We start from the raw sequence: 18,402 nt of genomic DNA, 5'->3' as shown, positions 1-18,402 counted from the left end.
GTGCAGGCCCAGGCCGACCAGCACCAGCAGCAGGCAGAAGCCCAGGGTGGCGCCGAGGGCATGTTGCAGGCTGGCCCGCAGGCCGTGACGGGCGCCGCTGCCGAGGGCCACGAGGTTGACCGGACCAGGGGAAATGGACGCCGCCAGGGCGAAGGCGGCCATGGACAGGGACAGGCTCATGGGGCATACCTTGTTGTCGGTGAGGCCGCCATCTTGGCGGGCAGGCCGTGTCGAGGTATTGAAGAAAAGTCCCCCAGCAGCTCTGTGACAGCTTTTGTAATAGTTTCACGTTGCCAGAAAAAGCCGCTGTGATTGTAGGATCGTCTTTCGCAATCACTTACAAGGTATGTATGAGCACCTTCTCGGAGCCTCCCAGTTCCTGGCCGTCCCGGCCATCCTTCCCCCGTCCCCGTGACGCTTCCCATGTGAGTATCCGCTGATGGAATGGCTAGCCGACCCCACGGCCTGGCTGGGCCTGCTCACGCTCATCGTCCTCGAGTTGGTCCTGGGCATCGATAACCTGGTGTTCATCGCCATCCTCGCCGACAAGCTGCCACCGCACCAACGCGACCGCGCGCGGGTGATCGGCCTGACCCTGGCGCTGGTAATGCGCCTGGGCCTGCTGGCGAGCATCTCGTGGATGGTCACCCTGACCGAACCGTTGTTCGAGGTCTTCGGCAAGAGCTTCTCCGGCCGTGACCTGATCATGCTGTTCGGTGGTGTGTTCCTGCTGTTCAAGGCCACCATGGAACTGCACGAGCGCCTGGAGGGCCATGTCACCCAGGCCAGCGGCGCGGTGCGCCATGCCGCCTTCTGGCCGATCGTCGCGCAGATCGTGGTGCTCGACGCGGTGTTCTCGCTGGACGCGGTGATCACTGCGGTGGGCATGGTCGAACACCTGTCGGTGATGATGATCGCGGTGGTCTTCTCCATCGGCATCATGATCGTCGCCAGCAAGCCGCTGACCCGCTTCGTCAATGCCCACCCGACGGTGATCATGCTGTGCCTGGGCTTCTTGATGATGATCGGCTTCAGCCTCACCGCCGAGGGCCTGGGCTTCCATATCCCCAAAGGCTACCTGTACGCGGCGATCGGCTTCTCGTTGCTGATCGAGCTGTTCAACCAGTTGGCCCGTGCCCGCCGCAAGCGCAGCGTGCAGCAGCACCGGCCGCTGCGTGAGCGCACCGCGCATGCGGTGTTGCGCCTGCTCGGCGGGCGCCGGGTGGAAGCTGACGAGGTGGGCGAGGAAATCGCCGACCTGGTCGAGGGGGGTGAGGAGCAGGTGCTGTTCGATCGCCGCGAACGGGTGATGATCAGCGGTGTGCTGAACCTGGCCGAGCGACCGATCCGCACGGTGATGACGGTGCGCGCCGAAGTCGATGCCATCGACCTGGGGCTGCCGCCCGAGGCCGTCGCCCAGGCGCTGGCCAACTCGCCGTATTCGCGCCTGCCGCTGATCCGCGACGGACGCATCGACGAGCCACTGGGCTTCGTGCACAAGAAGGAGCTGCTCAAGGAGCTGCTGTCCGGCAGCCAGCCGGACCTCGAGCGCATGGCGCACCAACCGCTGAACCTGCTGGAGAGCTTCAGCATCCTCAACGCCCTGGAGCAGATGCGTGGCCAGTCGACGCACATCGCCTTCGTGGTCAATGAATTCGGTGACTTCACCGGCCTGCTGACCATGACCGATATCCTCGAGTCGATCGCCGGCGAGTTGCCGGACGCCAGCGAGGTGGCAGGGCCAGGGATCGTCGAGGAGGCCGACGGTTTCATCGTCAGTGGTGCCCTGAACCTCAGCCAGGTCCAGGCGCGCACCGGTTTCTGCGCCCGCGCCACCGACGACTACCAGACCCTGGCGGGGCTGGTGATGAGCCTGCTGGACCGTCTGCCGGTGGTCGGTGACCGCCTGGCCTGGAATGGCTGGACCATGACCGTGGTGGCGGTGGAGGAGCGTCGGGTGCGTCAGGTACGCCTTACACCGGGCGCCGACGTTGCCGCAGCAGGTGCTTGATGCCTTCGAGCACCAGCACCAGCACGGCGGCCCAGATCGGCAGGTAGGTCAGCCACTGGTCTGGGCCGATGGTTTCGCCCAGCAGCAGGGCGACGAACACCAGCAGCACCGGTTCGACGTAGCTGAGCAGGCCGAACAGGCTGAACGGCAACAGGCGGCTGGCCAGCACATAGGCGATCAATGCCGAGGCGCTGATCGCCCCGAGCAGCGGAATCAGGCCGTACAGCGCCGGATGCCCGGCCAGGTCGGCCGCCGATAGCGGGCTCTGGGTCACGAAGTACAGGGCCCAGGGCAGCAGCAGGCACATGTCGCACCACAGGCCGCCCAGGTGGTCGGTGCGGCAACGGCGGCGCAGGACGAAGTAGATCGGGTAGCCGGTCATCACCACCAGGGTTTCCCAGGCGAAGCTGCCGTGTTGGTACAGCTCGTGGCCGACGCCGAGGGTGGCGCAGGCTACCGCGACCTTCTGCAGGCGCGACAGCCGCTCGCCATACACCAGCCGGCCGGTCAGGACCATGGCCAGCGGCAGGAGGAAATAGCCCATCGAGACCTCCAGGCTACGCCCGTGCAAGGGTGCCCAGAGAAACAGCCACAACTGCACGCCCATCAGCCAGGAGGTGCCGATCATCCCCAGCAACAGCACGGGCGTCTGCCGCACCCGGGCGAGCAAGCCGCCGACCCGCTTCCAGTCGCCGGTGACCAGCATGAACAGGGTGAGGCAGGGTAGCGTCAGCAGGGTACGCCAGCCGAAGATTTCCTCGCCGTCCAGCGGCGCGAGCAGGGAGGTATAGAAGTACATCACGGCGAACAGACAGGACGCCATGACCGACGAAAGAATGCCTTTTGACACGAATGCCTCGGTTAAGGGAGTTGAGCGGGTGGGTCAGCCGGGCATGATCTCAGGGGGCGCGCCCTGCGGCAACCGCGCGCTGGCATGCTGGGTCAGGGCCTGGAGGAAATCCTCCAGCGGCATCGGCCTGCCGAACAGGTAGCCTTGCTGGAAGTCCACCTGGTGGCGCGCCAGGTAGTCGCGCTGGACCTCGGTTTCCACCCCTTCGGCGACGATGCCGAGCCCGAGCTTGCCGGACAACTCGACGATGGTGTCGAGGATGTGCTGGGACAGGGCGTCACCCCCGATCATGGCGACGAAGCTCTGGTCGATCTTCAGGTAGTCGACCTTGAACTGGCGCAGGTAGTTGAGGCTCGACTGGCCGGTGCCGAAGTCGTCCAGGGCGATCATCACGCCCATTTCATGCAGTTTGCCGAACAGTTCCAGGGTCACCGGCGTGGCCTCGATCAGCTTGCGCTCGGTCAGCTCCAGGGTCAGTACCACGCGCCCCGGTGGGAAGTGCTGGAGGAAGGTACGGCAGTCGTCCAGCAAGCCCAGGTCGCGGCAATGGTCGGCGGTGATGTTGATGCCGATGTGAAAGCCGTCCTCCAGCAGTGCGGCATAGGGCGCCAGGCCTTGGGCGGTGTGCAGCATCAGGGCGCGGGTCATGGCGACGATCTGCCCGCTGTGCTCGGCGTAGGGAATGAACAGGTCCGGGCGCACCAGGCCTTCGCGCGGATGGTTCCAGCGCATCAGTACTTCGGCACCGGCCCAGCGGTAGTCGTCCTTGCGCACCACGGGCTGGAAGTATGGCAGGAACTCATCCGCCTCCAGGGCCCGGCTCAGTTCGGCGCGTGGGGAGGAGGCGCGGCGGATCTGCCAGCGGCAGACACCGCCGGCCAGGGCGCCGAGCAACAGCAGCAGGCTGAGCAGGGCCGGGTAGTGCTCGCGCATGAAGGCGTGCTTGATGCCAGGCCCGTAGCCGCCGTGCACACTGAAGGGGTAGCGGGTCGAGGCCTGCACCACGGCGGCGCTGGCCGCCACCGGTGGGACGCCGCTGCGGACCACGCCGTCCTTGCCCATCCAGTGCTCGCCGACCTGCAGTTGCAGGACCTCGTCGGGGCCGATCAGGCGCAGGGCGGTGAGTAGGTGGTCGCCATCGACCGTGGCGATGGCGCCGCGGTCGCCGTCGCTGGCGCGGTACACCAGCAAAGGATGGCCAGGGGTGACCGAGTTACCGTCCATCAGCCACAGGCGGCCGTCGGTGTAGTCGCGGGCATTGACCGGCTCATCGAAGTCGCCGAACAACGAGGTGCAATACAGGGTGTTGTGCCGGAACAGGTTGGTCGAACGCACGAAGGCGTTGCGCGTGACGTGCCCGCGCAGCTCCAGCTGGGCCTGGGCGCACGGGCTGCCGGCCAGCGGCAGCAGCTCCTGGGTAGTTGTGCTGAGGCTGTCGAGGATGTGCTCGACGTGCTCGACCACTTGTCGGGCCGTCGCCTCGCTGCTGTAGTGCAGCTCCCGTTCGGTCTGCCAGTGCATGACCGCAAGGCCGCACAGCAGCGGCACCAGGCCCACGCCCCAAGGGAACAGGGTACGCCAACTCCAGCGGGCGGGACGTTTAGCCGTGAGGGGCATGCTGACCTAATCTATTGAAAGAAAAACCTGCTAATGATAGCCGTTTGCCCATTACCAGGGCCAACTAAAGCGCGACAAATGAATTTACGCACTGTAGAATCGCGTTACGAATACAAGAATAAGGTTCCCCGCCTTCCGGGGGATCAAGCCCTCCGAGAATGGGTCCATATGACATATCATGGGTTCAAGCTGATCATTGGTGACTTCCTGGCCCGCAGCGTGCGGGGCATCCCCTGTTCACCACCTTCCCTGTGCGACATCCACGGCAACTAACCGTTTTTTTCGCAGCAGATGAGGACACGAACATGGCTGATATCTTCGACAACCCAATGGGCCTGATGGGCTTCGAATTCATCGAACTCGCCTCGCCGACCCCTGGCGTGCTGGAACCGGTATTCCAGATGCTGGGCTTCACCAAGGTGGCGACCCACCGTTCCAAGGATGTGCACCTGTATCGCCAGGGCGGCATCAACCTGATCCTGAACAACGAGCCCAAGAGCGTCGCCTCGTACTTCGCCGCCGAGCACGGCCCTTCGGTTTGCGGCATGGCGTTCCGTGTGCGTAATGCCCACGAAGCCTATGCCCGTGCCCTGGAACTGGGCGCCCAGCCGGTGGAGATCGAGACCGGACCGATGGAACTGCGCCTGCCGGCGATCAAGGGCATCGGCGGTGCGCCGCTGTACCTGATCGACCGTTTCGAGGAAGGCAGCTCGATCTACGACATCGACTTCAAGTTCATCGAAGGCGTGGACCGCAACCCGGTCGGCGCGGGCCTGAAGATCATCGATCACCTGACCCACAACGTCTATCGCGGGCGCATGTCCTACTGGGCCGGTTTCTACGAGAAGCTGTTCAACTTCCGCGAGATCCGTTACTTCGACATCAAGGGCGAGTACACCGGCCTGACCTCGCGCGCCATGACCGCGCCCGACGGCATGATCCGCATCCCGCTGAACGAGGAATCGTCCAAGGGTTCGGGCCAGATCGAAGAGTTCCTGATGCAGTTCAACGGCGAAGGTATCCAGCACGTGGCCTTCCTCACCGACGACCTGCTCAAGACCTGGGACGCGCTCAAGGCATACGGCATGCGTTTCATGACCGCGCCGCCGCAGACCTACTACGAGATGCTCGAGGAGCGTCTGCCAGGGCATGGCGAGCCAGTCGGCGAGTTGCAGGCACGAGGCATCCTGCTCGACGGTGCCTCGGAGGCCAACGACAAGCGCCTGCTGCTGCAGATCTTTTCCGAGACGCTGCTTGGCCCGGTGTTCTTCGAGTTCATCCAGCGCAAGGGTGACGACGGCTTCGGCGAAGGCAACTTCAAGGCCCTGTTCGAATCCATCGAGCGCGACCAGGTTCGCCGTGGCGTGCTGAACGTCGAGTAAGCGCACGGGCGTACCCCCTCATGCTTCGGTCGAGGGGGTGCGCCGGGCGTTGTTGCGTGCCCTGAAAATCCCCCAGTAGGTGATGCCCGCCGTCAGCAGGCCCACCAGTGCCAGCGAAGGCAGGACCTGCAGCGTCGACTGGCGGATCTCCTGCGCGGTGAAGCCCTTGGGGTAGCCCCCTTTCGCCGTATAGCCGTGCTTGACCGAAACCGCGCGCTCGAAGAACTCCGATTGGGAGGGCGGGCTTTCGTCGCGGCTGTCCCCCATGCTCCAGATGTACTTGTCGCCAAACTCCAGCGTGAGCAGCAGCCCGTCCTGGAAGCCATGCAGTTCGTTACGCAACTCGATGCCATAGGCGGTCGCGATGACGCCGGGGTTGGCGTGGGCGAGCCGCAGCTCGACGACCACGCCATTGGGTGTGGTGGGGGAGTCGAAATTGAGCCGGACATGTTCGGTCGGGCTGGCGAAGGCCGGGGTCTTCACCTGGGCTTGCGGTACGCTGCCACAGTAGGCCTGGCCGTCCCGGGTGAGTATCAGGGCGCGGATGCGTGGATCACTGGCGGCGAGTTGCTTGAGCGGCCCCTGGGCCTCGGCGCATGGCCTGCCGGCCAGCGGCAGGGCGTTGATGGCGGCGACTTGCAGGTTGTCCAGGACCCGGTCGACGGCGAAGATGGCTTCCTGGACCGAGACACGGGCATTCTGCTCCAGCTTGCTTTCCAGCTGGTACACCATCACCAGCAGTCCCGACACCATGGGCACCAGGCCGATCGCCAGGATCAGCAGCAATTCCAGCAGGCTGCGCCCTGCATAGGTGAACCTCGACATTGGCTTGCGACCCTCCTGTCAGGTTGTCCGTGAGTGGACAGACGGCAGGAGGTTACGTCGGGCAAGAGGGGCGGGCTGTAGCCGCTATCCGTTTGTCGCGCGGGCTATCGGGCCGACTGCTGTCGGACTCATGCCGGCTTTCTCAGGCACTCCAGCACCCGTTCCGCCACCCGTTGGCTGGAGGCCGGGTTCTGGCCGGTGATCAGCCTGTCGTCGCAGACCACGAACGCCGCCCAGGGATCGTCGTGCTTGCTGTACTTGCCGCCGCGGGCCACCAGTTCGTTCTCGGTGAGGTAGGGCACTACCTTGTCCAGCTCCGCCAGTTTCTCCTCGGTGTTGGAAAAACCGGTCACCTGGCGGTCCTTGACCAGCAGGCTGTTGTCGCTGAGCTTGACGTTGAGCAGCCCGACCACGCCATGGCATACCGCACTGACCACGCCACCGTTTTCGTAGATGCGCCGCGTCAGGTCCTGCAGGGCAGGGTTGTCCGGAAAGTCCCAGATGACCCCGTGGCCGCCGGTGTAGTAGATCGCGCAATAGTCGTTGGCCTTGGCCTGGTTGGGGCTGAGGGTGTTGCCAAGGCGATTCATGAAGGCTTTGTCGTCGTACCATTGCCAGTCCAGCTCCGGGGCCATCTGCAGGCTGTGCGGATCGATCGGTACGTAGCCGCCCAACGGGCTGACGTAATCGACCGCATAGCCGGCTTTCTGCACCTCGTCGACGAAATGCACCGCCTCGCCCAGCCACAGCCCGGTGGCCCGGTGGAGCGTCGGGTATTTCGCCGTATTGGTCAGCACCACCAGGATCTTCTTGCTCATGGCCACACTCCCAACGGCTGGAAAAGGCCCCCGGTTGCTCGGAGAACGGGGGAAAGCCTAATGAGCATAGCCGGCAATGCCAGGAAAACCATGCCCTGATAGCGCTGTGCTAGCCTTGCCCGGAATCGTTTCCATATCGCTGAAAAACCAGGGGACAGGGGCTATGACGTCGGACACTTTCATGCAGGCCGCCATCGATGAAGCGCGCCAGGGACTGGCCGAAGGTGGCATCCCGATCGGCTCGGTGCTGGTGCACCAGGGGCGGATCATCGGGCGCGGGCATAACCGCCGGGTCCAATGCGCCAGCGCCATTCTCCATGGCGAAATGGATGCCCTGGAACGGGCAGGGCGTCAGCCGGCCGAGGTCTACCGGGAGGCAACGCTTTACACCACCCTGTCGCCGTGCGCCATGTGCAGCGGCGCGATACTGCTCTACGGCATCCGCCATGTGGTGGTGGGCGAGAACCGCACGTTCATGGGCGAGGAGCAACTGCTGCAAAGCCGCGGCGTGCGCCTGGAGGTGCTGCAGGATGCCGCCTGCGAGGGGATGATGCGGGACTTCATCGCCAGCCATCCGCAACTGTGGGACGAAGACATCGGGCGTTGAGACGCCCTATCATCCTTTCCCCAGCATCTGGGCGACACGAGCCTGCAGGTGCTTGAGCTCGAAGGGTTTGCAGATCAGTTGCATGCCCGGGTCGAGAAAGCCGTTGCGGGCCATGGCCGTCTCGGCGTAGCCGGTGATGAACAGTACCTGCAGGCCGGGCCGCAGCTTGCGGGCGATCTCCGCCAGTTGCCGGCCATTCATCCCAGGTAGCCCGACATCGCTGATCATCAGGGCGATCGGTTGTGGCGAGCGCAGTACTTGCAGCGCCTCGTTGGCATTGCAGGCGGTGTGGCAGGGAAAACCGTCTTCGCGCAGCGCCTGGCAGAGCAACAGGCGCACCGCCTCGTCGTCCTCGACCACCAGCACGTCGCGGTTACCGCCTGTGCTCGGCCCGGCGGTGCTGCAGGCCTGCGGCTGGGCCTGGTCAAGGTAGCGCGGCAGGTACAGGTCGACCCGCGTGCCCTGGCCGATCCGGCTGCGCAGGGACACATGGCCATGGGACTGCTTGCTGAAGCCATAGACCATCGACAGGCCAAGGCCGACGCCCTGGCCGACCGGCTTGGTACTGAAGAAGGGTTCGAAGGCCCGTTCCAGGGTGCTCTCGGACATGCCCTGGCCATCGTCGATGATGCTCAGGCACAGATAGTCGCCACTGGGCAGCCCACCTCCGCGAAAGCGTGTGGCATCGACCCGTTGGTTGCTCGCCTCGATACTCAGGTGGCCACCGCTTGGCATGGCTTCGCAGGCGTTGAGCAGCAGGTTGTCGAGGGCTTCGTGCAACTGTTTGTCGTCCGCTTCGACCAACTACAGGTCGGCTGGCAAGGTCAGGCGCACATCCACCGAGACGCCCAGGCGGGCTTGCAGGTCCTGCGGCTGCAGTAGATCGTGCAGGTCGACGATGCGGCTTTCCAGGGATTGGCGCGAGGAAAACGCCAGGAGCCGATGGGTCAGCCGGGCAGCCCGGGAAACCGCCTCCTGGCCCATGCGCAACACGCCTTCGAGTTGCTCGGTACGCCCTTGTTGCAGGCGCTTGCCGATCAGCTCGAAGCTGCCGCCGATACTGGTCAGCAGGTTGTTGAAGTCATGCGCGACGCCACCGGCCAATTGGCCGATGGCCTCCATCTTTCGGGTCTGGTGCAGCATCTGTGCATCGGCCTGGTGACGTTGCATCTCGTTTTCCAGGCGTTGCTGCAGGTCGAGCAACTGGTCGCGGGCCAGGTATTGGCGACGCCGGGTGCGTAGGGCTGCCAGGCTCAGGTTCGACAATTGCGCGGCGTCCAAGGGCAGGGGCAGCAGCCACACGTTGCCCAGCCGTGGATGGGGTGGGCCGGTGCTGGGCGAGTGCGTGTCGGCCAGTAGGACGATGGGCAGGTCCGACCATGGCGGCTGCTGGTCGATGAAACGCTGCAAGGGCGATTGCGGCCCGCATGGCAGGGCTTGCTCGGCGGCGACCAGCAGGCCGGCGCCTTCTGCCAGCCAATGGCCCAGGCGCTGCGGGTCGGTGGTGCACAGGCACTCCACGCCCACGCTTGCCAGGACACGGGAAACATCTGCAGCGATCTGCGTGGGTGCCAGGATCAGGGCACGTTCGTCCACGGCTAACGAACCGGCCAAGGTAGCTCTCCTGTGACGATGGGCTGGCGGACCGATACCCACTGGACCACGGGACGACGACCAGGGTTCAACCCAAGGTGTACGATTCCTTTACAGCCCTTGCTGCAGCAGCGGGTCGTCGGGGTTCTGCCGCTCCAGCTCGGCCAGCAGTACCTGGACGTTCTGCAACTGGCCGGTTTCCTTCCAGTACTGGATCAGCAGCACCCGTGCACGACGGTTCGCCGGCTGCCGGTCGAGCAGGGTCTGCAGCTGTTTCTGCGCGGCCTCGACCTGGTCCAGTGCATGCAGGGTCACCGCCAGCACGTAGCGATAATCGGCGTTGTCCGGTGCCAGCTCGACGGCACGGGAAAGGGCCAGCAAGGCATATTCCTGTTGCTCGTGGCGTGTCAGCCACAGGCCCAGCTCGTGCTGCAGGAAGGCGGAGTCCGGCTGCAGGGCCAGGGCCTTGGCCAGTACCTGGCGGGAGGCATCGTGCTCGCCCTGGCGCTCCAGCAGGCGCACCTGGATGGCCAGGGCGTCGAGGTCATCCGGTGCGATCTCCAGGCTGCGGCGCAGGGCAGCGGCAGCGTGCTCGTAGTCGTGCTCGTGCAGGTAGAGGCGGGCCAGGTGAACCTGGGCGGCGGCATCGTCAGCTTGCGCCGTCAATGCCTGTTGGTACTGTTCCAGGGCATGCTGGAGCGGGCCGAAGTACAGGCCGATGGCGTCTGGGTCCAGGCCCAGCAGGGCGTCCACCGCGGCGAAGCGCACGCTCTGCTCGCTGTCCTCCAGCAACGGCCCCAGCACCAGGCTGCGCTGTGCCGGGGGCAGCAGTCGGCGGATGCTGGCGATGGCGGCGCGGCGTACCAGTGGGTCGCCGTGCTCCAGGTCCAGCCGGGCCAGCTTCAACGCTTGGGGCGAGGGGTAGTTGGGAAGTTCGACATACAGCGCCGCGCGGCGGATTGGCGCCAGGTCGTTGCGCTGCAGTTGCTGGTACAGGACCCGCGCCGCGCCGGGCTGGCCTTCATGGGCCTGGCGCAGGGCCTTGGCGTAGCTGTGGGGGGGAAGGCTGGGCTGGCTCGGTGGGGCCTCGCGCCACAGGTAGCCGACCAGCACCGATGCCAGGATCAGCAGCACCAGGGCGATCAGGTAGCGGCGGCGTAGGGGCATTGGCGGGTCCGGGTCGAAGGGAAGGGCAGAGCTTGGGACAGGCGGGCGGTAAATGCAACGGGGTGTCCTGGTGGACCGGCGTAGATGCAGGGTTACGCTGGATGAACGTGTGCGTGGAAAGCACTATGCTTGCCCCATGAGTACCCCCCATGCCCTTCGCCAACCCTGCCCACCAGGCGCCTGCAACTGCGGGCGCGAACGTCTGCACGAGGGGCCGCCCCAGGCCCAGCGCATCCTGCTGCTGACCCGCCAGGAAGAAAGGCGCCTGCTCGAGCGCCTGGAAAACCTCAGGGACCTGGCCGACCTCGAGCGCCTGCAGCTTCGCATGTACGAGCAGTTGGGCATCCGTGTACGCATTGCCCCCAGTTACAACGAAGTGCGCACCATGCGCGGCATCGTCATCGAGCTGGACGACCAGCCAGGCCTGTGCCGCAAGACCCGCCAGGCGATCCCGGCCGCCATCCGCCGGGGCCTGGAGCGCAATCCCCAGGTCGCCTTCCGCCTGCTGGACGCCCACGACCTGCTGCGCGACGCCTGAGCCTCAGCGCATGGCCACCAGCTTGATGCCGAACCCCACCAGGCAGGCCCCGGCCAGGCGCTCCAGCAGGTTGGCCACACGCGGGTTGGCGCGCATGCGCTCGGCCAAGTGATGGGTCAGCAGGACTGCTGCCAGGCCATAGAGGAAGGTCAGAGCGGCCACGGTCACCGCCATGAAGGCGAACGTCAGCGCGCCCTGGTGGCGCACCGGGTCGATGAACAGTGGGAAGAACGCCATGTAGAACATGATCGCCTTGGGGTTGAGCAGGGTGATCATCATGGTCTGGCGCAGGTAGCGACCACTGGCCATCCGGCTTTCCCGCGGCGCGCCCCCGGGCTTGCTCAGCACCATGCGCAGCCCGAGCCAGGCCAGGTAGGCTGCGCCGGCCCACTGCACCACATGGAACGCCGTAGGGTAGGCGGCCAGCAGCGTCGCCACCCCGGCCACGGCCAGCCACATCAGCACTTGGTCGCCGAGAATCACCCCGCACGTGGCGGCCAGGCCACCCTTGATACCGCCCTTGCCGGTGGCGGTGATCAGGGCGAAGTTGCCCGGCCCGGGGATGGCCAGGAGGATGATGAAGGCAATCACGAAAGCGCCGTAGTCGGTCACGCCGAGCATGGGGGATCTCCGGGTGGGCATCGTCGGGGGATGAATGGATATAGGCCATCATCCACCTCGCTTGCAAGGCGGACAGGGGATTTTCTAATTTTTCATGGGTGTCTTTCGTTTCCTTGGAAGCCGACCTGCGCGCCGCGCATCGGCCTTCATCATTCAAGGAGACAGGCAATGACTTCCGTTTTCGACCGCGACGACATCGTATTCCAGGTAGTGGTCAACCACGAAGAGCAATATTCCATCTGGCCTGACTACAAGGCGATTCCCAACGGTTGGCGCGCCGTGGGCAAGAGCGGCCTGAAGAAGGAGTGCCTGGCGTACATCGACGAGGTGTGGACCGACATGCGTCCCCTGAGCCTGCGCCAGAAGATGGCCGAAGCCCAGGCGCAGTGAGGCGGGCCGGTGAGCGCAGTGAACCTGTTGTGCCTGCCTTATTCCGGCGCCAGCGCCATGGTCTACAGCCGCTGGCGCCGCAAGCTACCGGCCTGGCTGCAGGTACGCCCGGTGGAGCTGCCCGGGCGCGGTGCACGCCTGGGTGAACCCCTGCAGACCGACATGCAGGCCCTGGCACGCCAGTTGGCCAGCGAACAGCGCCTCGCTGCCAGTGCCCCCTATGCGCTGCTCGGCCATAGCCTCGGCGCACTGCTGGCGTTCGAGCTGGCCCATGAGCTGCAGGCCCTGGGCTGCCCGGCGCCGCTGGCGCTGTTCGCTTGCGGTACCGCCGCGCCGACCCGTCGCGAGGACTACGACGGCAAGCACTGGCGCGACCCCAAGTGCGACGACGAACTGCTCGCCGAGCTGCGCGAGTTGCAGGGGACGCCCGAGGAGGTGCTGGCCAACCAGGAGCTGATGAGCCTGACCCTACCGATCCTGCGCGCCGACTTCCTGCTGTGTGGCCGTTACGCCTATCGTCAGCGCTCGCCGCTGCAGTGTCCCGTGCATGTCCTGGGCGGCGAGGACGACCGGGCCAGCGAGGAGCAGTTGCTGGCCTGGCGCAGGGAAACCGTGGGCGACTTCTCCCTGGCGCTGTTTCCCGGTGGGCATTTCTTCATTCATGAGCACGAAGACCGCGTGCTCGGCAGGCTGGCCGAGTCCCTCGAGCCGCTGCGCCTGTCCGCCTGATTGACGTCGCCCCCACCCTTGGTGGATCGTTGTGGCCCATCGCGGGCCACTCCTATTCCCAGGCAAAAGGGCAGACAATGCTGATCGATCCTCACAACGCCACGCTGCTGGTCGTCGACATCCAGGAAAAACTCATCGGTGCCATGAGCGACCCGCAGGGTACCCGGGCGCGGGCCCGCTGGTTGCTGGCCGCGACAGCGGACCTCGCGCTGCCGACGGTGATTTCCGAGCAGTACCCCAAGGGCCTGGGCCCGACCCTGGCAGAGCTCAAGGCAGCCTCGCCGGCGGCCGAGGTGGTGGAAAAGCTGCATTTCTCCTGTGTGGCCGCCGAGTGCCTGCCCGCCAGCCTGATGGCGCGCGAGCAGGTCATCGTCTGCGGCATGGAGACCCACGTCTGCGTGCTGCAGACGGTGCTCGGCCTGTTGGCCCAGGGCAAGCAGGTGTTCGTGGTCGAGGACGCCTGCGACAGCCGCACGCCGGCCAGCAAGGCGGCGGGCCTGGCGCGCATGCGCGATGCCGGGGCGCAACTGGTCACCCGCGAGATGGTGCTGTTCGAGCTGATGGGCAGTGCCAACCACCCGCTGTTCCGCCATATCAGCAAGACCTACCTGGTGGGCGAGCAGCCTTGAGCGAAACCACCGTCTGGCGCCAGGTCCTGCTGGGGGCGGCGATCCTGGCGTTGCTGCAGGGGTGTGCCACGCCCCGTGGCGAGCCGGTGGCCGACCCGGCCAAGGTGCAGGCCCAGGTCAAGCGCCTGCTGCCCGCGTCAGTGCGTGATCGCGACGGTTGGGCGCGGGATATCCAGACAGCGTTCAGTGCCCAGCGCCTGGCGCCGAGCAAGAGCAACCTGTGTGCGGTGTTGGCGGTGACCGAGCAGGAGTCGACGTTCAATGCCGACCCCCAGGTCCCTAACCTGGGGCGCATCGCGCGGGAGGAGATCGACCGGCGCGCCGCGCGCCTGCATGTGCCAGGCATGCTGGTGGAGGCTGCCTTGCAGACACCCTCGAGCAATGGCCAGACCTACCAGCAGCGGCTGCTCTCGGTGCGCAGCGAGCGGCAGTTGAGCGGCCTGTTCGACGACTTCATCGCCGGCCTGCCGCTCGGCCGTACCCTGCTCGGTGGCCTCAACCCGGTGCGCACCGGTGGGCCGATGCAGGTCAGTATCGATTTTGCCGAGCGCCATGCCGAGGGCTATCCCTATGCCTACGAGGGCTCCATTCGCCAGGAGGTCTTCACCCGGCGTGGCGGCCTGTACTTCGGTATCGCCCACCTGCTGGGCTACCCCAGCCACTACGAGCGCCAGCTGTACCGCTTCGCTGATTTCAATGCCGGGTGGTACGCCAGCCGCAATGCAGCGTTCCAGGCGGCGCTGAGCCGGGTGACGGGCCAGACGCTGGCGCTCGACGGCGACCTGGTCGCCCCGGGGGCGATCATGCCCGGCCATACCGAGCAGGCGGCGCGCAAGCTGGGGGTGAAGCTTGGGCTGCGCAACCCGCAGATCCGCAGCCAGTTGGAGGAGGGCGAGCGCCTGGCGTTCGAGGAAACGGCCCTGTACCGCGGGGTGTTCGCCCTGGCCGATGCGGCAGCGGGCAAGCCCATGCCTCGGGCGGTGCTACCGGGCATCGAGCTCAAGAGCCCGAAGATCACCCGCAAGCTGACCACGGCGTGGTTCGCGGGGAGGGTGGACGAGCGTTATCGGCGGTGCATGCAGCGGTGATCATGGGGCTGCGCAGCAGCCCCAGATGGCCCTCGATGAAAGCCCGCCTGCAACAAGGCCCCAGCCAATCAGAGGGTCAACGCTCCGACCACCTGGTCGACACTGGCCTTGAGCCCGGCCACGGCATCCGCCGGGTCACTGTCCACGACCAGCAGCCTGGCGCCGGCGGCCTCGATCACCTTGGCCACCGCTGGGTCCGGCTGGCGGTGATGCAGCACCAGGGCCACGTCCTGGGCCGCGAGGTTGTCGCCCAGGGCCTTGAGCGCCGCCTCGTCCCATTTGTCTTCGGCCGGCAGCGGCTGCTCCACCACGTCCAGGTTGAGGCCGCTGGCCAGGTAGCCCAAGCGTTCGGACAAGCTCACCACGCTGAGGTTGTCGGCCTCGGCCAGGCGTGTCTGGCTGCTGGCGGCCAGCTCCAGCAACTGGCGCTTGAGGCCGGCGAGGTTGGTCTGGATCTTCGCCTTGTCGGCCGGCGACAGGCGCTCGAGATCGTTGGCCAGCACATCGGCCATGCGCCCCAGGTTGGTCGGGTTGAGCCAGGGGTAGGCCGCGAAGGCGTCGTCGCCCTTGACCGCGATACCCGGCAGGGCACCGTCCACCGGGCGCGCAGCGTCGATCTCGACGATGCGGATGTTGCTGCGCCGGGCCATGGGGTAGAGCGGGTCGTCGCGCCAGATCGAGCGCAGGCCGATCACTGCGTCGGCCTGCTGCGCCGCCTTCTGCAGGCTGGCGCCACCGCGGCCGCTGAAGTACGACGGTTGGCGGCTGGCCGGCAGGTTGGCCGGGGCGGCGCGCTTGAGCTGCACGGTGGTGCCGTCGAGCAGGGCGACCGCCAGGCTGTGGGTCACCGGCAGGGTGGTCAGCACTTGCGTGGCCGCGACCTGTCCGGTGCGCGCGGTCGGTTGTGCCGCCAGGGCGAGGGAGGGCAGGCCGGCCAGGGCGAGGGCCAGGGTCAGGTGCTTGAGGCTCAGGGTCATGCCGGGTTTCCTTGCAGGCGTGGAACGAGGGCGCGGGCCAGGGCGGCGAGGGCGAAGCATGCGCCGGCGACCAGGATGATCGCGGCGCCCGATGGCACGGGCAGGTCGAAGACGATCGGCAGGAGGATGCCGAGCAGGGTGCTCAGGGTGGCGATGACCACCGAGGCGAAGAAGAACCCCTTGAGCGACTGGCTGACCAGGCGTGCGGCAGCGGCCGGGATCACCAGCAGGGCGCCGACCAGGATCGCGCCGATCACCTTCACCGAGGCCACGGTGACCAGGGTCACCAGCACCACGAACAGGTAGTCCAGCGTCTTCACCGCCACCCCGCGCACCGCAGCCAGTTGCGGGTTGAAGCTGGCCAGCATGATGCGGTTGTACAGCGGCACGGCCAGGGCCAGCACCAGGAGCGCGACGATGCCCAGCACCACCAGGTCCTGGGCGCTGACGGTCAGCACCGAACCGAACAGCACGTTCTCCAGGATATGCACGTTGATCTTGCCGGCCAGCATCAACAACAGGCTCGCCCCCAGGGCCAGGGACACCGAGAGGAACACGCCGATCAGCGTATCCGGCGACAGCCCCGTGCGGTTGCGCAGGAAGTTGAGCAGGATGCCGAACAGCAGGCAGTAGCCGAACAGGCTGCCATAGGGGCCGGTGTACGGCTCGCCGAGCAGGATGCCGATGGCCACGCCGGTGAGCGCGGCGTGGCCGACCGCCTCGGAGAAAAAGGCGAAACGCTTGACCACCACCAGGGTGCCCAGGCCGCCGAGTACCGGGCCGATCATCAGGCCGGCGAGCAGTGCGTTGACCACGAAACCGTAGGCCAGGGCCTCGGGCAGGTAGCCAGCCGTGGCCCAGTCCTGGACCAGCTGGCGGAAAGCTTCATAGCTCATCAGGCAAGGTTCTCGCTGCGAGGGTGGATGGAGAACAGCCCGAGCAGGCGCTCCGGGGTCAGGGCCTGGGCGGGCGGGGCGTCGAACAGCACCTGGCGGCTCAGGCCCGTGACCCGGTCGGCCAGGCGCAGTACCGCCTCGAGGTCGTGCTCGATCCACAGCACCGTGGTGCCGGCCTGACGCCAGCTGTGCAGCAGCTGTTCGAACACCTGGATACCGGCCTCGTCGAGGGCCGACATGGGCTCATCGAGCACCAGCAGTTGCGGCTCGGGGATCAGCCCCTGGGCCAGCAGCACGCGCTGGCGCTCGCCGCCGGACAAGGCGCCCATGCGCCGCTTGCGCTTGTCGAGCATGCCGACCCGCTCCAGGGCGGCGTCGATGGCCGGGCGGATGCGCCGGGACAGGCCGAGGAACGCCGGGCGCCGCTGGCACATGGAGGCCATGAAGTCGTCCACGGTCATCGGCAGGCCACGGTCGAACTCCAGGGCCTGGGGCACGTAGCCGATCACCTCCTGCTCGCTTGGCCAGTGCAGGGTCAGTTGGCCCTGGTGCGGCATCTGCCCGAGCAGGGTCTTGATCAGCGAACTCTTGCCGCCGCCGTTGGGGCCGACGATGGCGTGCACGCTGCCGGCGGCGACGCTGAAGGCGACCTGTTCGAGGATGCGCGTGCGGCCCAGGGTCAGGTCGATGCCGGCGAACTCGATGCGCGGCCCGCAGGGCGTGGCGAGGTTGGCGGCCGCGGTCATGCGCGGTTCTCCTGGATGGCCTTGACCACGGTGTCGAGGTTGCGCTTCATCTCCACCTCGTACTTGTCCTTGGTGTAGTCGCCATAGGAAATGTGGGTCAGCGGATAGATGTGCACGCCGGACTCGCGCTGGATGGTGTCCACGTAGGCGGACGGGAAGTCCATCTCCGAGAAGATCACCTTCACGTCCAGGGCCTTGAGCTGGTCGATGGTCTTCTTCAACTGCGCCGGGCTCGGCTCGATGCCGTGGGCCGGCTCGACCACTGCGGTGACCTCCAGGCCGAAGTCGCGCACCAGGTAGTCGTAGGCGGCGTGGATGGTGGCCACGCGAAAGTCGGCGTTGGGCGCCTCGGTGACCTTGGCCAGGGCCTCGGCGCGCAGGGCTCGCAGGCGTTTGGCGTAGGCGCGGGCGTTCTGCCGGTAGACGGCGGCGTTGTCCGGGTCGAGCTTGCCCAGTTCGCGGGCGATGTTGTTGACCTGGGCGATGGTGGCGCTGATCGACAGGAAGGTGTGCGGGTTGACCACCTTACCGGCGCCACGGGCGGCGATGCCGGTGGCGGCCAGCAGCGGCACGTTCGCGTTGGCCTCGATGGTCTTGATCTGGGGCTTCTCGCTGGCGGCGATCATGCGGTCGGCGAAGTCGTCGTGGCCGATGCCGTTGAGCACGACCACGTCCAGGGTGCCGATGCGCTTGATGTCCTCGGCGCGCGGTTCATAGGCATGGGGGTTGAAGCCGGCCGGGATCAGCGGCACCACCTCGGCCTTGTCGCCGACGATGTTGCTCACGTAGCTGTAGTAAGGGTGCAGGGTGATGCCGATGCGCAGGGGCTTGCCGTTGTCGGCCTGGGCCAGGGCCGGCAGGACGCAGGCCAGGAGCAGGGCGAGGACGCGGCGGGCGAGGGCGGAGCGGAACATGGAG

18 protein-coding genes and 2 pseudogenes are annotated in these 18,402 nt (G+C 66.4%); 8 read left to right on the top strand and 12 right to left on the bottom strand.

Annotated features, from left to right (window positions below; genetic code table 11):
* Nucleotides 1-180, bottom strand: a pseudogene (locus tag ACDI39_RS06085) (LysE family transporter); the annotation flags it as partial.
* A gap of 259 nt (nucleotides 181-439) precedes the next feature.
* On the opposite strand from ACDI39_RS06085, the gene ACDI39_RS06080 reads away from it, so the two are divergent.
* A complete protein-coding gene (locus tag ACDI39_RS06080; RefSeq protein WP_225790319.1) occupies nucleotides 440-2,011 on the top strand; it encodes a TerC family protein in 1,572 nt (523 codons plus the stop codon).
* On the opposite strand, the gene rarD is transcribed toward ACDI39_RS06080, so the two are convergent.
* Nucleotides 1,974-2,861, bottom strand: a complete 888-nt coding sequence (gene rarD, locus ACDI39_RS06075) for an EamA family transporter RarD (RefSeq protein ID WP_225790320.1) — start codon at nucleotides 2,859-2,861, stop codon at nucleotides 1,974-1,976. The genes ACDI39_RS06080 and rarD overlap by 38 nt on opposite strands.
* A 33-nt stretch (nucleotides 2,862-2,894) precedes the next feature.
* A complete protein-coding gene (locus tag ACDI39_RS06070) occupies nucleotides 2,895-4,478 on the bottom strand; it encodes an EAL domain-containing protein (protein WP_225790321.1) in 1,584 nt (527 codons plus the stop codon).
* 305 nt (nucleotides 4,479-4,783) lie between these two features.
* Between ACDI39_RS06070 and hppD the strand changes: the two genes are divergently transcribed.
* Nucleotides 4,784-5,860, top strand: a complete 1,077-nt coding sequence (gene hppD / locus ACDI39_RS06065; RefSeq protein ID WP_225790322.1) for a 4-hydroxyphenylpyruvate dioxygenase — start codon at nucleotides 4,784-4,786, stop codon at nucleotides 5,858-5,860.
* 18 nt (nucleotides 5,861-5,878) lie between these two features.
* Here the strand turns inward: hppD and ACDI39_RS06060 are convergent, their stop codons facing one another.
* Both ACDI39_RS06060 and ACDI39_RS06055 read right to left on the bottom strand, forming a co-directional pair.
* A complete protein-coding gene (locus ACDI39_RS06060) occupies nucleotides 5,879-6,685 on the bottom strand; it encodes a CSS-motif domain-containing protein (protein ID WP_253081079.1) in 807 nt (268 codons plus the stop codon).
* A 128-nt stretch (nucleotides 6,686-6,813) separates the two neighbouring features.
* On the bottom strand, nucleotides 6,814-7,503 hold the full coding sequence (locus tag ACDI39_RS06055; protein ID WP_253091329.1) for a type 1 glutamine amidotransferase domain-containing protein: 690 nt from the start codon (nucleotides 7,501-7,503) through the stop codon (nucleotides 6,814-6,816).
* Nucleotides 7,504-7,666: 163 nt separating this feature from the next.
* Between ACDI39_RS06055 and ACDI39_RS06050 the strand changes: the two genes are divergently transcribed.
* The gene (locus tag ACDI39_RS06050; protein WP_225790325.1) at nucleotides 7,667-8,110 is read left to right on the top strand and encodes a nucleoside deaminase; all 444 of its coding nucleotides are present in this window, start codon (nucleotides 7,667-7,669) and stop codon (nucleotides 8,108-8,110) included.
* Between the two features lie 9 nt (nucleotides 8,111-8,119).
* Here ACDI39_RS06050 and ACDI39_RS06045 read toward each other — a convergent pair.
* Both ACDI39_RS06045 and ACDI39_RS06040 read right to left on the bottom strand, forming a co-directional pair.
* A pseudogene (locus tag ACDI39_RS06045) lies at nucleotides 8,120-9,724 on the bottom strand (ATP-binding protein).
* 90 nt (nucleotides 9,725-9,814) lie between these two features.
* Entirely contained in the window at nucleotides 9,815-10,870 is a 1,056-nt protein-coding gene (locus ACDI39_RS06040) for a hypothetical protein (RefSeq protein ID WP_225790327.1), read from the bottom strand.
* Between the two features lie 136 nt (nucleotides 10,871-11,006).
* On the opposite strand from ACDI39_RS06040, the gene ACDI39_RS06035 reads away from it, so the two are divergent.
* Nucleotides 11,007-11,408, top strand: coding sequence for a hypothetical protein (locus ACDI39_RS06035; RefSeq protein WP_486538024.1), 402 nt, complete (start codon nucleotides 11,007-11,009; stop codon nucleotides 11,406-11,408).
* Between the two features lie 3 nt (nucleotides 11,409-11,411).
* Here ACDI39_RS06035 and ACDI39_RS06030 read toward each other — a convergent pair whose 3' ends face one another.
* Nucleotides 11,412-12,029, bottom strand: coding sequence for a LysE family transporter (locus ACDI39_RS06030; RefSeq protein ID WP_225790329.1), 618 nt, complete (start codon nucleotides 12,027-12,029; stop codon nucleotides 11,412-11,414).
* Nucleotides 12,030-12,197: 168 nt separating this feature from the next.
* On the opposite strand from ACDI39_RS06030, the gene ACDI39_RS06025 reads away from it, so the two are divergent.
* The 4 genes from ACDI39_RS06025 to ACDI39_RS06010 all read left to right on the top strand — a co-directional run bounded on the left by ACDI39_RS06025 (nucleotide 12,198) and on the right by ACDI39_RS06010 (nucleotide 14,865).
* Nucleotides 12,198-12,419 (top strand): MbtH family protein, encoded by a 222-nt coding sequence (locus tag ACDI39_RS06025; protein ID WP_225790330.1) that lies wholly within the window; start codon nucleotides 12,198-12,200, stop codon nucleotides 12,417-12,419.
* 9 nt (nucleotides 12,420-12,428) lie between these two features.
* On the top strand, nucleotides 12,429-13,148 hold the full coding sequence (locus ACDI39_RS06020) for a thioesterase II family protein (RefSeq protein ID WP_225790331.1): 720 nt from the start codon (nucleotides 12,429-12,431) through the stop codon (nucleotides 13,146-13,148).
* 77 nt (nucleotides 13,149-13,225) lie between these two features.
* Nucleotides 13,226-13,777 (top strand): hydrolase, encoded by a 552-nt coding sequence (locus tag ACDI39_RS06015; RefSeq protein ID WP_486538021.1) that lies wholly within the window; start codon nucleotides 13,226-13,228, stop codon nucleotides 13,775-13,777.
* Nucleotides 13,774-14,865: a DUF1615 domain-containing protein gene (locus tag ACDI39_RS06010; RefSeq protein WP_486538019.1), complete on the top strand. Its 1,092-nt coding sequence runs from the start codon at nucleotides 13,774-13,776 to the stop codon at nucleotides 14,863-14,865. The genes ACDI39_RS06015 and ACDI39_RS06010 overlap by 4 nt, the downstream gene beginning before the upstream one ends.
* Nucleotides 14,866-14,933: 68 nt before the next feature.
* Here ACDI39_RS06010 and ACDI39_RS06005 read toward each other — a convergent pair whose 3' ends face one another.
* From ACDI39_RS06005 to ACDI39_RS05990, 4 genes are read right to left on the bottom strand one after another with little or no spacing between them, the layout of a single operon-like run.
* Entirely contained in the window at nucleotides 14,934-15,836 is a 903-nt protein-coding gene (locus tag ACDI39_RS06005) for a metal ABC transporter substrate-binding protein (RefSeq protein WP_253081099.1), read from the bottom strand.
* A gap of 2 nt (nucleotides 15,837-15,838) precedes the next feature.
* Nucleotides 15,839-16,738 carry a metal ABC transporter permease gene (locus tag ACDI39_RS06000; RefSeq protein WP_225790333.1) on the bottom strand — a complete coding sequence of 300 codons (900 nt, stop codon included), beginning with the start codon at nucleotides 16,736-16,738 and terminating at the stop codon, nucleotides 15,839-15,841.
* Nucleotides 16,738-17,484 carry a metal ABC transporter ATP-binding protein gene (locus tag ACDI39_RS05995; protein WP_486538017.1) on the bottom strand — a complete coding sequence of 249 codons (747 nt, stop codon included), beginning with the start codon at nucleotides 17,482-17,484 and terminating at the stop codon, nucleotides 16,738-16,740. Before ACDI39_RS05995 ends, ACDI39_RS06000 begins: the two co-directional genes overlap by 1 nt.
* Entirely contained in the window at nucleotides 17,481-18,398 is a 918-nt protein-coding gene (locus ACDI39_RS05990) for a metal ABC transporter substrate-binding protein (RefSeq protein ID WP_253091327.1), read from the bottom strand. The genes ACDI39_RS05995 and ACDI39_RS05990 overlap by 4 nt, the downstream gene beginning before the upstream one ends.
* Between the last annotated feature and the right edge of the window lie 4 nt (nucleotides 18,399-18,402).

The sequence above is a fragment of the Pseudomonas sp. Tun-23181 genome, assembly GCF_057415455.1.
Note: the sequence above shows the minus strand (reverse complement) of the source record. Positions and strands in the feature narration are given on the sequence as shown.